Annotated in this window: 13 protein-coding genes; 4 read left to right on the top strand and 9 right to left on the bottom strand. The window is 74.5% G+C overall.

Annotation, left to right across the window (positions count from 1 at the left end; genetic code table 11):
- The first annotated feature begins 193 nt into the window (after positions 1-193).
- Positions 194-3,850, top strand: a complete 3,657-nt coding sequence (locus tag AB0F03_RS21360) for an SCO5717 family growth-regulating ATPase (RefSeq protein ID WP_361994159.1) — start codon at positions 194-196, stop codon at positions 3,848-3,850.
- 92 nt (positions 3,851-3,942) lie between these two features.
- Here AB0F03_RS21360 and AB0F03_RS21355 read toward each other — a convergent pair whose 3' ends face one another.
- The 9 genes from AB0F03_RS21355 to rimP form a co-directional block, all read right to left on the bottom strand.
- A complete protein-coding gene (locus AB0F03_RS21355; RefSeq protein ID WP_361994156.1) occupies positions 3,943-4,890 on the bottom strand; it encodes a bifunctional riboflavin kinase/FAD synthetase in 948 nt (315 codons plus the stop codon).
- A 130-nt stretch (positions 4,891-5,020) separates the two neighbouring features.
- Positions 5,021-9,058, bottom strand: coding sequence for a trypsin-like peptidase domain-containing protein (locus tag AB0F03_RS21350; RefSeq protein WP_361994154.1), 4,038 nt, complete (start codon positions 9,056-9,058; stop codon positions 5,021-5,023).
- A 358-nt stretch (positions 9,059-9,416) separates the two neighbouring features.
- Positions 9,417-10,322: a tRNA pseudouridine(55) synthase TruB gene (gene truB / locus AB0F03_RS21345; RefSeq protein ID WP_361994152.1), complete on the bottom strand. Its 906-nt coding sequence runs from the start codon at positions 10,320-10,322 to the stop codon at positions 9,417-9,419.
- On the bottom strand, positions 10,319-10,777 hold the full coding sequence (gene rbfA / locus AB0F03_RS21340; protein ID WP_361994150.1) for a 30S ribosome-binding factor RbfA: 459 nt from the start codon (positions 10,775-10,777) through the stop codon (positions 10,319-10,321). Before rbfA ends, truB begins: the two co-directional genes overlap by 4 nt.
- Positions 10,778-10,818: 41 nt before the next feature.
- Entirely contained in the window at positions 10,819-11,112 is a 294-nt protein-coding gene (locus AB0F03_RS21335; RefSeq protein WP_361994147.1) for a DUF503 domain-containing protein, read from the bottom strand.
- Positions 11,113-11,305: 193 nt separating this feature from the next.
- Positions 11,306-14,416 (bottom strand): translation initiation factor IF-2, encoded by a 3,111-nt coding sequence (gene infB, locus AB0F03_RS21330; protein ID WP_361994144.1) that lies wholly within the window; start codon positions 14,414-14,416, stop codon positions 11,306-11,308.
- A gap of 145 nt (positions 14,417-14,561) precedes the next feature.
- Entirely contained in the window at positions 14,562-14,858 is a 297-nt protein-coding gene (locus AB0F03_RS21325) for a YlxR family protein (protein ID WP_361994141.1), read from the bottom strand.
- 122 nt (positions 14,859-14,980) lie between these two features.
- On the bottom strand, positions 14,981-15,967 hold the full coding sequence (nusA, locus tag AB0F03_RS21320; RefSeq protein WP_361994138.1) for a transcription termination factor NusA: 987 nt from the start codon (positions 15,965-15,967) through the stop codon (positions 14,981-14,983).
- Between the two features lie 2 nt (positions 15,968-15,969).
- Positions 15,970-16,509 (bottom strand): ribosome maturation factor RimP, encoded by a 540-nt coding sequence (gene rimP / locus AB0F03_RS21315; RefSeq protein WP_361994135.1) that lies wholly within the window; start codon positions 16,507-16,509, stop codon positions 15,970-15,972.
- 206 nt (positions 16,510-16,715) lie between these two features.
- Between rimP and AB0F03_RS21310 the strand changes: the two genes are divergently transcribed.
- The 3 genes from AB0F03_RS21310 to AB0F03_RS21300 are packed head-to-tail and all read left to right on the top strand — an operon-like array spanning position 16,716 to position 18,689.
- Positions 16,716-17,246 carry a hypothetical protein gene (locus tag AB0F03_RS21310; RefSeq protein WP_361994132.1) on the top strand — a complete coding sequence of 177 codons (531 nt, stop codon included), beginning with the start codon at positions 16,716-16,718 and terminating at the stop codon, positions 17,244-17,246.
- On the top strand, positions 17,243-17,734 hold the full coding sequence (locus AB0F03_RS21305; protein WP_361994129.1) for a DUF4439 domain-containing protein: 492 nt from the start codon (positions 17,243-17,245) through the stop codon (positions 17,732-17,734). The genes AB0F03_RS21310 and AB0F03_RS21305 overlap by 4 nt, the downstream gene beginning before the upstream one ends.
- A gap of 55 nt (positions 17,735-17,789) precedes the next feature.
- On the top strand, positions 17,790-18,689 hold the full coding sequence (locus tag AB0F03_RS21300; protein WP_361994126.1) for an aminoglycoside phosphotransferase family protein: 900 nt from the start codon (positions 17,790-17,792) through the stop codon (positions 18,687-18,689).
- The last annotated feature ends 70 nt before the right edge of the window (positions 18,690-18,759 follow it).

Below are 18,759 nucleotides of genomic sequence, written 5' to 3'. Positions count from 1 at the left end.
GGCCTGCCGGGGGGCCGCTCCTGGTGATTAGGCTGGGAGCGGGCGCGATGGCAGGACCCGTGGACCGGGCGTCGGTGTCCCGGGGGGAGGGCCGGTGCACCGGACCGCCCCGAACGACAACGGACGACTCGGTACGACACGACATGGTCGCCCCGGCACGGCATGAGGGTGCTCGACCACACCAGGAGGAACTGTGAGCAGCGATCGGGACGGGACGCGCGGGGGCTGGGACACACCCGGCGATGACCAGCCCGACGCGGAGGCCGTCGAGACCACCGGCGAGTTCACCATCGACTACGCTCCCCCCGCCTGGTACACCCAGAACGCGTCCGGTACGGGGGCGGGCGCGGGCGGCGTGAGCGGTTTCCCCGGAGCCGACGACCCCCGGACCGCGGGTGGGCCGGGCTCTTCGGCGGCCCCCGGACTGCCGTTCCCCACGGGCACGCCGGTGACGGGTCCGACACCCCCTCCCCCGCCCGCCCGGCCGACGGGCACCCCGCCCCAGGGCACGCCGTACGCGCCGCCGCAGGGCGTCCCGGCGCAGGGGGCTCCGTACGCTCCGCCGCAGGGGGCTCCCTTCACGCCGTCGCATGGCGTTCCGGCGCAGGGCATCCCGGCGCAGGGCACTCCGTACGCTCCGCCGGCTCCGCCCGCGCCGGTGGGCGGTCCGCCGTTCGCCCCGGTCGCGCAGCCCGCGCAGCCCGCGCCGCCGGTCGGCAGCCCCGTCCCGATGCCGCGGCTGCCCGAGGGCTTCGAGCCGCAGGCCGCCCGGCAGGAGGCGCCGGGCGCCTCCCCCGTGGTCGAGCCGGAGACGGACAACGGTGACCTGGAGAGCGGGGCGACCATGCGGTTCTCCGCCGTCGCCCTGAAACGCCAGATGACCGAGATCGCCGAGCGCACGGCAGCGACCGGGGAACCGGGGGAACCGGGTGACTTGGACGGCGAGGCATCCGCGGAGAGCCCGGTTTCCGCCGGAGCCGGCGACGGAGACGCTGGTGACGCGGGCGCCGAGGCCGGTGGGGGCGGGGGCGCGCCGGGAGGTGTCGCCGAGGAGTCGTCCGGCGACGGCGCCGGCGCGCGGGAGGACGCGGTGGTGGACGCCGCCGTCTCCGCCCCGGACGCTTCGTCCCCCTCGGTGAACGAGGCGCGACGCGAGGACGATCAGGACGGTGCCGAGGGCACGGGGACGTCCGAGGCGCCGGAGGCGGCCGCCTCGGGCAACGGCTCGGTGGACAGCACCGCCGCGGGGCAGGGCACGGCCGCGGCTGCGGCCGTGCAGCCCGGCGAGCAGGAGGGCACCGCCGGTGCCGCCCGGCCCGAGACACCCGAGGACTCCGCCGACGCCGCGCAGTCCCGCGCACCGGAGGACAGCGGCTCCGGCGCCGGTGAGTCGGCTTACGGTGGCTCGGATGACGCCGCCCAGCAGACCGGTACGCCGCACACGGACGCACCGCGCTCGGAAGCGCCGCACGCGGACGCTTCGCACACGGACGCTTCGCCCGCGGAGCGACCGCAGGGTGACGCACCGCAGCCTGACGCGCCGCAGACCGACGCGGCCCAGCCCGACGTCCAGTTGGGCGGCGCCGCGCAGCCCGACGGCCACGGCGCCCAACAGGCCGGTGGGTACGGCTTCCCGCAGCCCAGCGGCCATAACCCCCAGCAGGCTGGCGGGTACGGCTTCCCGCAACCCGGCCCGGCCGGGACCGGCACCCAGCAGCCCGGCGCCCAGCAGCCCAGCGACCACAACCCCCAACAGCCCGGTTCCTACGGCTTCCCGCACCCCGGCCCGGACGGGGGCGATGCCCCGCAGCCCGGCGTCCAGCAGGTCGGTGCTTTCCAGCCCGGTGCGGGCGTTCCGCAGCCGGGCGTGCCTCAGCCCGGAGCCGGCGCCCCGTACCCCGCCGCGCCCCCCGCTCCTCCGGCCACTCAAGGGGCGCAGCCCGGTTGGGCCCCGCAGCCCGCGCCGTCCGCGCCGCAGCACGGGCTGCCGCCGTTGCCGCCCTCGTACCAGCCCGCCGCCCCCGCTGCCGCGACCCAGTGGCCCGCGCAGCCCGCGCCGCAGCAGGCTCCCCCGCAGCAGCCCGGCCCGATGCCCGGCCAGCAGCCGCAGCCGCAGCCACCGGCCGCTCAGGGCCCCGTCGGCGTGCCCGGCCAGCAGCCGCCGTTCCAGCCGCAGGCGCCGCAGCCCTCGCCCGCCGCATGGAACCAGCAGCACCAGGCCGGCCGGCCCGGCACGCCCGCCGCACCGGCGCCGTCCCCGCAGTCGGCGCCCAACGGCCCAACGCCACCGAGCGGTTACGGCTTCCCGCAGACCGGCGCGCCCAACCCACCGGCCCAGCCCGGCGGTTACGGCTTCCCCCAGCCCCCGGCGCCCCAGCCGAACCCCAACGGGCCCACGCCGCCGAGCGGTTACGGCTTCCCTCCGGGAGCCGCCGCCCCGCAGCCGCAACCCCAGCCCCAGCCCCAGCCCGGCGGATACGGTTTCCCCCAGCCCCCGCAGAACCCGGGCTTCGCCCCCGGCTCCGCCCCGGCGTCCGACGCGCCGCAGGCCCCCCAGCCCCCGGTCGACCCTCGTTCCGGTGCCGCGTGGCCGCAGGCCGTCCAGCATGACCAGCGGCAGCCGACCAACCCCGGTGCCGCGCCGCTCGGTTACACCGCTGCCGTGGAGCTGTCCGCGGACCGGCTGCTCAACAACAAGCGGCAGAAGGCGAAGAGCGGCCGGCCCACGGCGGCCACCTCACGGTTCAAGCTGGGCGGGAAGAAGGAGGAGGCCGAGCGGCAGCGGAAGCTGGAGCTGATCCGTACGCCGGTGCTGTCGTGCTACCGGATCGCCGTCATCAGCCTCAAGGGCGGCGTCGGCAAGACGACCACGACGACCGCGCTCGGTTCGACCATGGCCACCGAACGGCAGGACAAGATACTCGCCATCGACGCGAACCCGGACGCCGGCACGCTCGGGCGGCGGGTGCGGCGCGAGACGGGGGCGACCATCCGTGACCTCGTCCAGGCGATCCCGTATCTGAACTCGTACATGGACATCCGGCGGTTCACCTCGCAGGCGCCCTCCGGCCTGGAGATCATCGCCAACGACGTGGACCCCGCCGTCTCGACCACGTTCAACGACGAGGACTACCGGCGGGCGATAGACGTGCTCGGGCGGCAGTACCCGGTCATCCTGACCGACTCGGGTACGGGCCTGCTGTACAGCGCCATGCGCGGGGTGCTCGACCTCGCCGACCAGCTGATCATCGTCTCGACGCCGTCCGTGGACGGGGCGAGCAGCGCGAGTACGACGCTGGACTGGCTCTCCGCGCACGGGTACGCCGACCTGGTCTCCCGTTCCCTCACCGTGATCTCCGGGGTCCGCGAGACCGGCAAGATGATCAAGGTCGAGGACATCGTGGCGCACTTCGAGACGCGGACCCGCGCCGTCGTGGTCGTGCCCTTCGACGAGCACCTGGCCGCCGGCGCAGAGGTCGACCTCGACATGATGCGCCCACGGACACGCGAGGCGTACTTCAACCTCGCCGCACTGGTCGCCGAGGACTTCACCCGCCACCAGCAGGCGCACGGACTGTGGACGAGTGACGGCAACCCGCCGCCGGTGGCCGCTCCGCCCATGCCGGGCCACGCCCAGGGCCAGCCGTACGCCTCCGGTCAGCCGTACCCGCAAGGGCAGGGACAGCCGTACCCGCAGGGGCAGCCGCCGTATCCGCAGGGCCCCGGACAGCCGTACGCCCCGCCGCAGCAGCCGTACCCGGCGCAGCCCGGGTATCCGCAGCCCGGACACCCCCAGCCGCAGCCGGGCCAGCAGCCCCCGCAGGCTCCCCCGGCCCCGCCTCAGCAGTAGGCGCGCGCGAAAAGACACAAAGGCGGCCGGTGCTCCACCGCACCGGCCGCCCTCCGTTTCCTACCGCGCTGCGCGCTACCTCCGTACGGCGGTCACTCCTGCGCCGCCACGATCTGCCGGCACCGCTCCACGTCCGCCGCCATCTGCTCCAGCAGGGCCTCCAGCGACTCGAACTTCGCCTGGCCGCGCACGTACGCGAGGAAGTCGACGGCGACGTGCAGGCCGTACAGGTCGAGGCCGACGCGGTCGATGGCGTACGCCTCCACCGTGCGCTCGGTGCCGTCGAACTGCGGGTTCGTGCCGACGGAGATCGCGGCCGGCATGACCTCGCCCTGGGCGTGCAGATAGCCGGCGTACACGCCGTCGGCGGGGATGGCGGTGTGCGGCAGGGTCTCGACGTTGGCCGTCGGGAAGCCCAGTTCACGGCCGCGCTGGGCGCCGCGGACGACGATGCCCTCGACGCGGTGCGGGCGGCCCAGGATCTCGCGGGCGCCCGTGAGATCGCCCTCGGCGACCAGACGGCGCGTCAGAGTCGAGGAGAACGGCTCGCCGCCGCCCGCCTCACCGGTGACGTACAGGTCGACGACGTCGACCTCGAAGTCGTAGACCTTGCCCTGCCCGGTGAGGAACTCGACGTTGCCGGCGGCCTTGTGGCCGAAACGGAAGTTGGGGCCCTCCACGACCGCCTTGGCATGCAGCTTGTCCACCAGGACCTTCACCACGAAGTCGGCGGGCGACAGCTTGGAGAACTCGGTGGTGAACGGGAGGATGAGGACCGCCTCGACGCCCAGCTCGGCCATCAGTTCGGCGCGGCGGTGGTGCGGGGCGAGCAGCGGCGGGTGGCTGCCGGGGCGGACGACCTCGCTGGGGTGCGGGTCGAAGGTGACCACGACGGCGGGCACGCCCAGTTCACGGGCACGGTCGACGGTGTGCTTGATGATCAGCTGGTGGCCGCGGTGGACGCCGTCGTAGGAACCGATGGTGACGACGCTGCGCCCCCAGTCCTGGGGGATGTCCTCCAAGCCACGCCAGCGCTGCACTGTGACCGCTCCTCGAACCCGTGTCCGTGTCTGTCCTGACCTCGTTGTGCAGGTCTAAGGGTGCCATGCCGGGTGCTCGCTGCCCGCATCGGCATGGAGGCTGTGACGGGGCGCACGTTCCCGCCGCCGCTCAGGCCGGTACGCGTACGCCCGCCAGGTTCTCGATCACGCGGCGGGTGCCGGGGCCAGGCACGGCGGCCCAGTCGTCGGGGGCGTCGGTCAGCCAGCGGGCCAGGCGCGCGGCGAAGCCGGGCACGTGCCGGCCGAGGTCGGTCAGGCCGCGGTCGAACCGGGCGGCTCCCTCGGGCGTGCGGGCGAGGAGCAGGCCGGTGCGGTGGACGAGCCCGCGGACCTCCTCCTCCGGTCTGTCCTCCTCCTGGCCGCCGCCACCCTGGGCCACGACAGCGTGCAGAACGGCGTCCAGGACGGCCGGGTCCTGTTCCCGGGTGAGCAGGAACTCCAGCAGTTCGCGGCGGAGCGGGCGGGAGGCGGGGGTTCCGGCGGCGGCGAGGACGGTGGCGAGCGCCGCCCGGAGCTGCTCGGGGCCACCGTCGAGCAGGCCGGTGACGAGGGGCAGCAGGACCGGGCGGGCGGTGGGCCCCTGCGCGAGACGGCGGTCGAGGTTGCCGGCGACGTGTCCGGCGGTACCCGGGCGCAGCCGCACCGCCTCCCCCACGAGGACGGCGACATGGCGGGCGAGGGCCGGAACGGTGACCTCGGCGAGGCTGCTCAGGGCCGCCGCGGTGTCCAGGCCCTCGGCGTCCGGGGCACGCAGGCGCGTGCGGAAGGCCTCCAGGACCGGTTCCGGGTGGGTGGTCAGGGCCGGGATCAGGGCGCCCGGCGGGAACAGCGGGTCACCGTCGGCGAAGCGGTGCAGGGCGGCCGGCAGATGCCGCTCCCGGGTCAGCGGGTCGCGCACCAGCAGGGCGAGGGCAGCGCCGTGCAGGTCACGGTCGGCGGGGCGGGCGAGCAGCGCGAGGGCGGCCCAGCGCAGCAGTTCCCGGTCGGCGTCCGATCGGACGTGCGGGGCCGCGCGCAGGCCGCTCGTCACCGCCGCCGCCCTGCGGACGGGACGCTCGTCGTGCGCCCAGCGGTCCACGGCCCGGCACACGGCCGACGGCTCGTCCTCGGCGAGTACGGCGAGCAGCTCGCCGGCACGGCGGTGTGCGCAGGCCACCAGCACCTCGATGAGATCGTCCGGTGCGCCGTGCCGGTGCGTGTGCAGCAGCGCCTGCGCGGCGGTGGCCACGGTGGCGTGCGGGGTCGCGGGCAACGGGCGTTCGTCGGCGAACCAGCGGATCAGCAGGGGCTGTACGACGGCAGGGGTGGCGGCGAGCATTCCGGCGACGGCGTCCAGGTACCGGTCCCCGGCCGCGGGCGGCGCCGGGTCCGCCAGCACCAGCCGGCGCAGCAGGTCCAGGCGCTCGGCGCCGGAGACGGGCACGGCCGTCCAGAAGGCGGGGCCGAATTCCGCCGGCACGGGCCGCTCGGCACGGCGCCAGGCGACGACGCGGTCGGCGAGCAGGCGCAGCACCTCGGTGTACGGCGTCGCGTCCGGGACCTCGAGCAGCGTCCGCGCGAGCAGCCGGGCGGCCCACCACGAATCGGGGTCCCGCTCCAGGGCGTCGAGCAACTCGCCGAGTTGGTGCACCAGTTCCTGGGGGCCGTGCTGGCGGGCGAGGTGCAGCAGCGCCTGTACGACGGGGCCGACGCGGTGGTGCGGCACCGGGACGGGGTGGGACGCGTGGCGGCTGCCGGAGCGGTGCACCAGGGCCCGCAGAGCCTCCTCCAGGTCCAGGTGCACGCCCTGGATCCAGTCGGCCAGTTCCTCGTGGGCGAAGCGGTAGCCGCGGCCGGCCGGCACGAGGAGCCCTTCGGTGAGGACGGCTGAGGCCCAGCCGGTACCGCCGCCCAGCCGGGCCGGGGCGAGCCCCCAGGGGAACACCGCCTCGAACGCCTCCCGGTCCAGCTCGCCCTGCCCGGGCCCGAGACTGCGCCGGGCGGCCTCGTGCACCTGGCCGGCCACGCGCGCGGCGAGCCGCCGTACGGCCGTACCCCGCAGACCGGCCGGGGCGGCGAGGCGCACCGCGATGCGCAGGCACATCAGATCGAGGTAGGCGGCGAAGAGGTCGTGCCGGTCGACGGGCCCGGCGACCGGGGCGTCGGGCACGGCGGCCCGGACCTCGGACACCAGCCGCAGAGCGAGCGGATGCCCGGCGTCCCGCTCGGCCAGAACACCCTCCGCGATGCCGTACCGAGCACGGGCCCGACCTGCCGCGGCGACGTCCAGATCACCGAGACGCAGACAGGGCGGAAGCGACAGGGGTGCCTTACCGGGCTCGGGATCGGCCGTGGTGTGCGGCGGGGCCGGGGACAGGGCCGGGGTGGGGGGTGGCGCCTCCGACGCGACCGGGCCGGGACAGGCAGCGGGCGCGACCGTGTCGGCAGCCGGGGAGAAGGGCCGGGTGTCCGCGGTGGGGACGGCCGGCGGTGGAACCACAGGGGCGTCGGACGGGGCGAAGGACCGCGCACCCGCGACCGGGACGGCGGACGGCGAGATCACATGGCCGGCCGGAAGGGGCGGCGCGTCCGCAGTCGGCCGTGGGGGCGTGCGGGTGGCCGGAGTGTGGAGCAGGCCGGCCGGGAAGCACGTTCCGGCGCGCTCCCAGTACTCCTCGCGGCAGGCCACCACCAGGCGGGCCCCGGTCTCGCGCAACCAGTCGGCGGTACCCCGGGTCCACTCGGGCAGCCGGTGGGCGAGGACGGGCGGCATCTCCTCGGGGCCGTCGAGGAGCAGCAGCAACGGGCGGCCCGCCCGGGCGGCGAGGCGGGCCAGACGTTCGGGGGTGAGGTCGCCGAGGTCCTCGGGCTGCGCGCCCCGCGACGCGGCGACGATCCGGGCGGCCCGCTCCACGGCCCGAGCCGCGGCCTCCGCCACGCAACCGTCGGTCTCCATCAGGTCGGCACCACGCAGCCACACCGTCGGCGCAGGCAGCCCACACCCCACCCGACCAACCGCCGCCATCACAGAACCCTCGGTCCCCGCCGGTTCGCCACCACCCGCCCGCACCGCCGGCACGGGCAGACCGTCCCCCGTCCGACCAACCGCCCCCACCACAGAACCCCCGGCCCCCACCGACTCGCCACCGACCGCCTCCGCCACGGAACCCTCGGTCCCCGGCAGGTCGGCGCCGCGTGGGTGCCGGCTCGGCGTGGGCAGGTCGGTCCGGGTCCGGCGGGCGGCGAGTGCTGCGAGTTCTGTCGTTCGGCCGCTGCCCGGGGCGCCGACGAGGCCGAGCACGGGCCGGTCGCCCCCGGTGAACGCGGCCAGCTCCCGTACGACGTCGGCTCGTTCGACGGCGTCCGTGTCGCCGGTGAGGGCGCCCGGAGGCCCGTCCTGGCCCACGGAGGTCGCGGTCAGCTGGAGGATGCCGGCGAGGTTCAGGTCGGCGCCGTACGCGGGCACGGTGGCCGCGTTGCGGGCGAGCACACCGGCGAGGGTCGTGTCGGCGGCGGGCCGCAGCGGAACCGCGAAGCCCGCGTCGCGCCGGCCGGTCCGCAGGGCGGTGCCGAGGACCCCGACGACCGCGCCGGTGCGGGCGTCGAGCACCGGTCCGCCGGCCGCGCCGCCGCCGAGCCGGAGCGCGTCCCGGCCGGCCGTACCGATGGCCAGCTCCAGGGCGTCGTCGAGGAGGTGGGCGCCGTGCGGGGCGGTGTAGGTCACCGGGGTGGCCGCCAGCACCCGGGCCTCGCGCCAGCAGCCGGCGAAGATCCGTACGTATGTGCCGGCGTCGATCCGCTCGCGCACCGTCAGCGGTAACGGGTCCACGCCCAGGCCCTCGGTGCGCACCAGGGCGAGGTCGAGGGCGGGCAGCGGGGTGACGGCGTCGGAGGTGACCACGCAGGTCCGGCCGGCCGCGTGGAGCGCCAGCCGGGAGAGGCCGTCGACGTTCTCGTGGCTGGTGAGCAGGGTGCCCTCGTGATCGACGAGGAAGCCGAGGCCCCGGGGGCGGCCGGCCGGGTCGTGGAGCCGGACGAGAGCGGCATCGGCCCGGCCACCGCCAGCACCGGCACCGGCACTGTCCACGTCGGCCTCGCAGTCGCCCCGGCCGGACTCGTCCCCCTGCTCCCGGTGCCCGCCCGCGGTGCGCGGGCCCCGTTCCGTCATGGCCGTACCTCCCCGCCGTCCCCGCGTGCCCTGGGCACCGACGGTAGGCGCGTGATGATCGGCGGGACAGATCCCCCGGTGAACGCGCCCCCTTCCGCTCCCCCGGTTCACTCCGAGCGCCTGCCCGGACGGGTGAATAGGCGGGGGCGGCTGGACAAGGCTAGGGGTGGGGGAACCGAGGGGGGGTCCGTGGAGCGGCGGCCGGGGCGGAGTCCGTGCCCCGCCGCCGCTCCACGGGAGGACGACGGCCCGGCGGACCACCCGGCCGCTCGTCCCGGTCGACCGCCCGGCCGCCTGTCCCGGAGACTGGCCTGCCCCGGAGGACCGGCCTGTCCCGGAGGACCGGCCGGGTGACCGGTCAGCCGAAGACGGCCAGGCTCTTCGCCTTGCCCTTGTGCTCCTCGACGAGCGCGAGGAAGCGGCCCTCGCGGTCGAACACGGCCACGGGACCGGCGCCCGCGTACTCGTCCGGCATCTCCAGCCGGACGCCGTTCAGCAGCAGCTGCGACCGCCTGGCGTCGACGTCCCAGCGGCGGAACGCCGCCGACGCGGCCTCGGCGACCGGCATCACGGTCAGCTCCTGCTGGAGCTGGTCGAGCGTCTTGGCCGCGTCGAGCTTGTACGGGCCGACGCGCGTCCGGCGCAGCGCGGTGAGATGTCCGCCCACGCCGAGGCCGGCACCCAGGTCGCGGGCGAGGGCGCGGATGTAGGTGCCGGAGGAGCAGACCACCGACACGATCAGGTCGAGCACGGGCGTGCCGTCCTCGGCGACGGCGTCCCGGACGTCGTACACCGTGAACGAGGAGACGGTCACGGGCCGGGCGGGGATCTCGAACTCCTCGCCCTCACGGGCCCGCTTGTAGGACCGTACGCCGTCGATCTTGATGGCGCTGACCTTGGACGGCACCTGCATGATGTCGCCGCTCAGCCGGGCGATGCCGGCGTCGATGGCGTCCCGGGTCACCTCGGAGGCGTCGGTGGCGGAGGTGATGTCGCCCTCGGCGTCGTCGGTGAGGGTGTTCTGGCCCAGGCGGATGGTGCCCAGGTACTCCTTCTCGGTGAGCGCCAGGTGCCCGAGGAGCTTGGTGGCGCGTTCGATCCCGAGGACCAGGACGCCGGTAGCCATCGGGTCGAGGGTGCCGGCGTGGCCGACGCGGCGCGTTCTCGCGATCCCGCGCATCTTGGCGACCACGTCGTGCGAAGTGAAGCCCGACGGCTTGTCGACGATGACAAGGCCGTCGGGCGTGGTGTGCTTCTGGGTCATTCCGCGGCGTCGCCGTCCGTGTCGGTCTCGTCGTCGCCAGGCTTGCGGTAGGGGTCCGCGCCGGCGGCGTACGAGGCACCCGTGGCCGCGTCGCGTACCTGCTGGTCGGACTGCCGGGCCCGGTCGAGGAGGTCCTCGATGGTCTTGGCGGTGTCCGGCAGGGCGTCGGCGACGAAGGTGAGGGTCGGCGTGAACTTCACCTGGGCCGCGCGGCCCACCTCGGACCGCAGGACGCCCTTGGCGCTCTCCAGGCCCGCGGCGGCGGCGGCCCGCTCCTCGTCGTCACCGTAGACCGTGTAGAAGACGGTCGCCTCCCGCAGGTCACCCGTGACCCGGGTGTCCGTGATGGTGACGTGCGAGCCGAGCCGCGGGTCCTTGATCCCGCGCTGAAGCTTCTGGGCCACCACCTCCCGGATGAGGTCCGCCAGCCTTTTCGCCCGCGCGTTGTCGGCCACTGGTCCGTCTCCCGTTCTTTCTTCTGCTTCGTGTTCTGTGGTCAGTCGTCGTCGCCGTGGAGGCGCCGTCGTACGGACAGCAACTCCACCTCGGGGCGGCCGGCGACCAGCCGTTCGCACCGGTCCAGTACGTCGGTGACGTGCGCCGTGTCGCCGGAGACCACGGCGAGGCCGATGACTGCCCGCCGGTGGAGGTCCATGTGGTCCACCTCGCCCGCGCTCACGGCGTACTTCCGCTGGAGTTCGGCGACGATCGGGCGGACGACGGAGCGTTTCTCCTTCAGCGAGTGGACGTCGCCGAGGAGGAGGTCGAAGGACAGTGTCCCCACGTACATGTGTGTAACCGGTTCACCCGCCGGTACGGGATCGATGGCCCCGGATCCGTATGGCCGGGGACACCAAGAACCGTACAACGAAGCGGCCCGTGGGCTCGACGGATATTACGCTCCGTGGGCCGTGGACACGGGCCGCAAACGGCGCGCCGGCCGACGGGACCGGAGTCCCGTCGGCCGGCACGCACCGTGAGCGTTACGCCCGCGGCTTCTCGCGCATCTCGTACGTCGCGATGACGTCGTCGACCTTGATGTCGTTGAAGTTGCCGAGGTTGATACCGCCCTCGAACCCTTCGCGGATCTCGGTGACGTCGTCCTTGAAGCGACGCAGACCATCGATGTTGAGGTTCTCCGCGACCACCTTGCCGTCGCGGATGAGGCGCGCCTTGGTGTTGCGCTTGACCTCGCCGGAGCGGATGAGAACACCCGCGATGTTGCCCAGCTTGGACGACTTGAAGACCTCGCGGATCTCCGCCGTACCCAGCTCGACCTCTTCGAACTCCGGCTTGAGCATGCCCTTGAGGGCCGCCTCGATCTCTTCGATCGCCTGGTAGATGACCGAGTAGTACCGGACGTCCACCCCTTCGCGCTCGGCCATCTGCGCCGCGCGGCCGGCCGCACGGACGTTGAAGCCGATCACGATGGCGTCGGAGCCCATCGCCAGGTCGATGTCGGACTCCGTGACCGCACCGACGCCGCGGTGCAGGACGCGGATGTCGACCTCTTCGCCGACGTCCAGCTGGAGCAGGGAGGACTCGAGGGCCTCGACGGAACCAGAGGCGTCACCCTTGATGATCAGGTTCAGCTGCTGGACCTCGCCGGCCTTGAGCACCTTGTCCAGGTCCTCCAGGGACACGCGGCGCGTGCGCTTCGCGAAGGCCGCGTTGCGCTCACGGGCGGCGCGCTTCTCCGCGATCTGGCGGGCCGTACGGTCCTCCTCGACCACGAGGAAGTTGTCACCGGCACCCGGGACGTTGGTCAGGCCCAGGACCTGGACCGGCGTCGACGGGCCCGCCTCGGCGACGTTGTTGCCGTTGTCGTCGAGCATGGCGCGCACCCGGCCGTAGGCGTCGCCCACGACCATCGTGTCGCCGACCCGCAGCGTGCCTCGCTGGACGAGGACCGTCGCCACGGCACCACGGCCGCGGTCGAGACGGGACTCGATGGAGATGCCCTGCGCGTCCTGGTGCGGGTTGGCCCGCAGGTCGAGCGAGGCGTCGGCCGTGAGGACCACGGCCTCCAGCAGCGAGTCGATGTGCAGACCCTGCTTGGCGGAGATGTCGACGAACATGGTGTCGCCGCCGTACTCCTCGGCCACCAGGCCGTACTCGGTCAGCTGACCGCGCACCTTGGTCGGGTCGGCACCCTCGACGTCGATCTTGTTCACCGCGACCACGATCGGCACGTCGGCCGCCTTGGCGTGGTTGAGCGCCTCGACCGTCTGCGGCATGACGCCGTCGTTGGCCGCGACGACCAGGATCGCGATGTCGGTCGACTTCGCACCACGGGCACGCATGGCGGTGAACGCCTCGTGACCCGGGGTGTCGATGAAGGTGATCTTGCGCTCTTCGTCGTTGACCTCGGTCGAGACCTGGTAGGCACCGATGTGCTGGGTGATGCCGCCGGCCTCGCCCGCGATGACGTTCGTCTTGCGGATGGCGTCGAGCAGTCGGGTCTTACCGTGGTCGACGTGACCCATGACGGTCACGACCGGCGGACGGACGACCAGGTCGTCCTCGTCGCCCTCGTCCTCGCCGAACTCGATGTCGAAGGACTCGAGCAGCTCGCGGTCCTCCTCCTCGGGGCTGACGATCTGAACCGTGTAGTTCATCTCGCCGGCGAGGAGTTCCAGGGTCTCGTCGGAGACGGACTGCGTGGCCGTGACCATCTCGCCGAGGTTCATCATGACCGCGACGAGCGACGCCGGGTTGGCGTTGATCTTCTCCGCGAAGTCCGTGAGCGACGCGCCGCGGGAGAGGCGGATGGCCTCACCGTTGCCGCGCGGCAGCATCACGCCGCCGACGCTCGGGGCCTGCATGGCCTCGTACTCCTGGCGCCTCTGCCGCTTCGACTTGCGGCCACGACGCGCGGGACCACCGGGACGGCCGAAGGCACCCTGCGTGCCACCACGGCCACCGGGACCACCGGGACGGCCACCGAAGCCGGGACGGCCACCGCCGCCACCGCCGGGACCACCCGGACGGCCGGCGAAGCCACCGCCACCGCCGCCACCGGGACCACCGGGACGACCGGCGAAACCGCCACCGCCGCCACCGGGACGGCCGGCGAAGCCGCCGCCACCACCCGGGCGACCGCCGCCGCCACCGGGACGACCGCCGGCACCGGGACCGCGGCCGCCGGGGCCACCGCCGCCCGGACGCGGGCCGGCAGCGGGACGCTGCGGCATCATGCCGGGGTTCGGACGCGGACCGGCCGGGCCGGGACGCGGGCCGCCCTGCGGGCGGGGCATGCCGGCGGGCGACGGACGGGAACCGCCGGGAGACTGCGGACGCGGACCGCCACCCTGGGCACCGGGAGACTGCGGCCGGGGGCCGGCGCCGGGGGCACCGGGGCCACCGGGACGCGGACCGCCCTGCGGGCGCGGAGCCTGCGGGCGGGCCATGCCGGTGGAACCACCGGAGGTGAAGGGGTTGTTACCCGGACGCGGGCCGGCCGGACGGCCACCCGGACGCGGCGCGGAACCGCCGGGACGCGAGCCGCCCTGGGCGGCTGCGGGACGCTGGCCCTGCTGGCCCTGACCGGGACCGCCGGGGCGGCCACCGGGCCTGGGGGCACCGGGACGAGCACCCGGACGCTGGCCCTGGTTCTGGCTCTGGGGCTGACTCTGCGGCTGGCTCTGGGCTGCCGGAGCCTGCGGGGCCGGGGCAGCCGGCGGAGCGGTGAACTCCGGGGCGGCCGGGGCCGGGCGGGGCGCGGGCTTGGGACCCGGCACGGGGCGCGGGCCGGGGGCCGGCGCGGATGCCGAAGAGGCCGCCGGGGCGGCCGGCTGCTGGGCAGCGGGCGCCGTCGACGGCTTGGGGGCCGGCGGCCTCGGGGCAGCCGGACGTGCCGCCTGCGCCGGAGAGGGCGCGGCGGGCCTGGGGGCAGCCTTGCGCGGGGCGGGCTTACCGGCGGACTTGCCGGAGCCACCACCCTGGAAGGCGTCGGTCAGCTTGCGTACAACCGGCGCTTCGATGGTCGAAGACGCCGAACGGACGAATTCACCGAGTTCCTGGAGCTTGGCCATGACGGCCTTGCTCTCCACACCGAACTCCTTGGCGAGTTCGTATACCCGGACCTTAGCCACTTCGCTCCTTTGAGGTCCGGGTTGAAGCCGGACCGTCGCTAGTTCATGGGCGTACTCATCGCGTACTCATCGAGTGCTCATCGCAATCTCGACCTGCTTTCGACTCGCGAGGTACCAGACCGCACGGTGTTCCGTACGGCATGTCTTACGGCGTTGCCTGCTTGGCAACTGTCGTCTGCTCGACGTATCGGCGCAACGCCTTTGTGTCGAGCGCTCCCGGGGCGCGCAGTGCCCGCGGGAACACCCGGCGGCGTACCGCCTGGTCGAGACAGACCAGGACGGGATGCACGTAGGCACCCCGGCCGGGCAGCGTACCGCGAGGATCGGGGACGCAAGCGTCCTCGCTCTTCACGATCCGCAGGAGATCGTTCTTGGCCGCCCGCTCCCGGCACCCCACACAGGTGCGTTCGGGGCATGCTCGGTCGTGCGTCCGGCCAGACACAGCTAAGTCTACCTCCCCGTACCGACCTCACCCCTTCGGGGCAGCGATCGAACGGCTCTTGTCGTGATTCAAGCGACCTACGGCCTGGATCTATTCCCCGGAGCCACGGTCTCCTCCGGGTCCTACTCCCCGGCCGGCTCGGTGTCGGGCCGGATGTCGATCCGCCAGCCGGTGAGGCGGGCGGCGAGGCGGGCGTTCTGGCCCTCCTTGCCGATCGCCAGCGACAGCTGGTAGTCCGGCACGGTCACCCGGGCGGAGCGGGCGCCCATGTCCACGACCTCCACCTTGTTCACCCGCGCGGGTGACAGGGCGTTCGCGACCATCTCCGCCGGGTCGTCCGACCAGTCGACGATGTCGATCTTCTCGCCGTTCAGCTCGCCCATCACGTTGCGCACCCGGCCGCCCATCGGGCCGATGCAGGCGCCCTTGGCGTTCAGACCCGAACGGGTGGACCGTACGGCGATCTTCGTGCGGTGACCGGCCTCACGGGCGATCGCGGCGATCTCCACCGAACCGTCGGCGATCTCCGGCACCTCCAGGGCGAAGAGCTTCTTCACCAGGTTGGGGTGCGTACGCGAAAGGGTCACGGAGGGGCCGCGCACGCCCTTGGCGACCCGGACGACGTAGCTGCGCAGCCGCATGCCGTGCGGGTAGGTCTCGCCGGGCACCTGCTCCTGCACCGGGAGGATGGCCTCCAGCTTGCCGATGTCCACGAGCACGTTCTTCGGGTCGCGGCCCTGCTGGACGACGCCGGTGACGATGTCGCCCTCCCGGCCGGCGTACTCACCGAGCGTCGCGTCGTCCTCGGCGTCGCGCAGCCGCTGGAGGATCACCTGCTTGGCGGTGGTCGCGGCGATCCGGCCGAAGCCGGACGGGGTGTCGTCGAACTCGCGGGACTCCTGGCCCTCTTCGAGGTCGTCGGGATCCTCCTTCGCCCACACGGTCACATGTCCGGTCTCCCGGTCGAGCTTCACGCGCGCGTGCCGGCGGCTTCCCTCGGTGCGGTGGTACGCGATGAGGAGGGCCGACTCGATCGCCTCGACCAGCAGGTCGAAGGAGATCTCCTTCTCCCGCACCAAGCCCCGCAGGGCGCTCATGTCGATGTCCACGGCTACGCCTCCTCCTCTTCCTTCATGTCCTTCTCGGTGTTCTTGCTGTCCGTGCTGTTCTTGCTGTCCTTGCGGTTGAACTCGACCTGCACCCGGGCCCTGTCCACCTCCGGGAAGGTGAGCCTGCGGGCGGTGGCCTTGCGGCCCTTCACCCCGGGCACCTCGACGTCGACGCCCTCGTCGTCCACCCGCAGGATCCGCGCCACCAGCTCGCCGCCCTCGGCCAGCTGGAACCGCACCAGCCGGTCGGTGGCGCGCACGAAGTGCCGGTGCTCGGTGAGGAGGCGCTCCGCGCCGGGGGTCCCGACCTCCAGGTCGTACGCGTCCTCGCCCATCGCGTTCGTCTCGTCGAGCTTCGCCGAGAGCGCACGGCTCACATCGGCGATCGCGTCCAGGTCCGCTCCGGTGTCGGAGTCCACGACCACGCGCAGCACCCGCTTGCGTCCGACCGAGTCCACGGCGATCTCTTCGAGATCCAGCCCCTGGGAGGTGACGAGCGGTTCGAGCAGCTCTCGCAGCCTCTCGCTCTGGGTGGTGCTCATCCGGGTGACTCCTCGGCCGCGTGTGCTGTTGTGGGATGGGTCGCGTGTCTGGTCAAAGGGTATCGGGTCGCGGGAGGTGTTGCCGTCCACCCGAGGCCCCGCGGTGCCGGTGAGTGGCACGGGACGGGTGCGCGGGTACGGTGATCACGGGCGGGCCGCCCGCCAGCTGTTTCTCCCTCCGCACGAGTTCTCCGAGGACGTCCGCCGTGCCGTACCCCCCACCGCCGCGCACCCCCTCGGGGCCGCGCAGAAGATCCCTGCTCGCCTCGGCCGGCGCCGCCGCCCTGCTGGCGGGCTGCTCGGCCGGACCGGACACCGGCGGCGACGGCCCGTCGGCCGTCGCCGCGGCCCGCGCGCGTGCGGCCCGGGACAGCCGGGGGCTGCTGGAGCGCTACGACGCCGTGCTCGCCGCCCGTCCGGGGCTAGCGGAGCGGCTGCGCCCGCTGCGGGCGCAGGTCGCGGCCCACGCGGCGGCCTTCGGGGACGGTACGGCGCCCACCGGCGCGATCGCCGGCACGGCCACGGCCACGGCGTCGTCCTCCCCCGGTCCCGCCGCCGCTCCCGTGCCCGGCACCGACAAGGAGGCCCTCGCCGCTCTCGCCGCCGCCGAGCGGGCCCTCGCCGACCGGCGGGGCCGGGAGCTGCTGGACGTGCCCGGCGAGCTGGCGCGGCTGCTGGCGTCGGTCGCGGCGGCCGGGGCCGCGCACGCGTACCTGCTGACGGAGGGGGCCAGGTGAGCGACGTCACCGAGCAGGCCGAGCTGACGGCGCTCCAGGCGGCGCTGGCGGCGGAACACGCGGCGGTGTACGGCTACGGCGTCGTCGGCGGCCGGGTCGGCGAGCAGCGCCGGTCCGAGGCGCGGGCGGCGTACGACGCCCACCGGGCACGCCGGGACACGCTGGTGCGCGCGGTGCGGGACCTGGGCGGCGCGCCGGTCGCCGCGAGCGCCGCGTACGCGCTGCCGTTCCCGGTCCGGGACGGGGGGTCGGCGGTACGGCTCGCGGCCCGGCTGGAGGAGCGGGTGGCCGCGGTGTACTCGGACCTGGTGCGGGCGGCGAGCGGCGCGCGGCGGGCCGATGCCGCCGGCGCGCTGCGGGAGGCCGCGGTGCGGGCGGTGCGCTGGAGCGGGGAGAGCGTAGCCTTCCCTGGGCTCGCCGAGCGGTCCGCCGGGCAGGCGGGTGCGGCCGGTACGACTCCGTCGGCGTCGGCACCGGCGTCCCGGTAGGCGCTCGGCAAGGGGCCGGACAGGACGGGACCGGACGGAAGGGAACGACTCGCGCATGGCTTTCGAACCGCCGCAGCGCCTGGTTCGGGCGCTCGGTGAGACGGCACCGGCCGGTGACGACTGGCTGGCGCGGCTGCCCGCGGTGGCCGAGCGGGCCGTGGCCCGGCGCGAGTTGACCGTCGAGCGGGTCCAGGTGCCGGGCGGGCGCAGCAGCCTGGTGGTGCTGGTACGGCGGGCGGACGGCACACCGGCCGTGCTGAAGCTGGCCCCGCCGCGGGCCCGCCCGGGCAGCGAGCGGGCGGCGCTGGCGCACTGGGCCGGGCTGGGCGCCGTACAGCTGCTGGACGCGGAGCCGGACGAGGGGGTGCTACTGCTGGAGCGGCTGCACCCGGATGTGTCGGTGCGGTCGCTGCCGGAGGCGAAGGCGCTGCTGGAGGCGGCGGGGACGCTGCGCAGGCTGTGGGTGGAGCCGCCGGCCGGTCAGGTCTTCGAGACCGTCGCGGAGCGCACGGGCCGGCAGGCGGCGGCGATGCGGGCGGGCGCCGGGGCCGACGCGGAGGTGGCGCCGCTGGTCGACGCGGCGCTCGCGGCCCGCGAGGAGCTGCTGGCCGCGCCGCCCGGGCAGCTGCTGCTGCACGGCACGTTCCGGCAGAGCAAGGTGCTCGCCGGGGAGCGGACGCCGTGGCTCGCGGTGGGCCCGGACCCGGTGGTCGGTGAGAGCGCCTTCGACCTGGCCCGGCTGGTGCGGGACCGGGTGGAGGACCTGATCGCGGCGCCGTCCGGGCCGGCCGTCACCCGGCGCCGGATCAAGCGGCTCGCGGAGTCGCTGGAGGTGGACCAGGAGCGGCTGCGCGGCTGGACGCTGTTCCGGGCGGTGGAGTCGGGGATCCGGGCCCGCCGGGTCGGCCGCGAGAAGGACGCGGAACTGCTGCTGGAGTTCGCTGGCTGGCTGTGAAGCCCGCCGTTCGGACCGGTCGGCCCGCTACCGTTTCGCTGCGCCCGCCGTCCGAACGGGCCCGGCCCGC

Source organism: Streptomyces sp. NPDC028722, assembly GCF_040637655.1.
Lineage (GTDB): Bacteria > Actinomycetota > Actinomycetes > Streptomycetales > Streptomycetaceae > Streptomyces.
Note: the sequence above shows the minus strand (reverse complement) of the source record. Positions and strands in the feature narration are given on the sequence as shown.

Bases quoted from the DNA above. Each gene is read 5' to 3' on its own strand.
- AB0F03_RS21335 (WP_361994147.1), bottom strand. From the start codon at position 11,112: ATGTACGTGGGGACACTGTCCTTCGACCTCCTCCTCGGCGACGTCCAC.
- AB0F03_RS21350 (WP_361994154.1), bottom strand. From the start codon at position 9,058: ATGACGGAACGGGGCCCGCGCACCGCGGGCGGGCACCGGGAGCAGGGG.
- rimP (WP_361994135.1), bottom strand. From the start codon at position 16,509: ATGAGCACCACCCAGAGCGAGAGGCTGCGAGAGCTGCTCGAACCGCTC.
- truB (WP_361994152.1), bottom strand. From the start codon at position 10,322: ATGACCCAGAAGCACACCACGCCCGACGGCCTTGTCATCGTCGACAAG.
- AB0F03_RS21300 (WP_361994126.1), top strand. From the start codon at position 17,790: ATGGCTTTCGAACCGCCGCAGCGCCTGGTTCGGGCGCTCGGTGAGACG.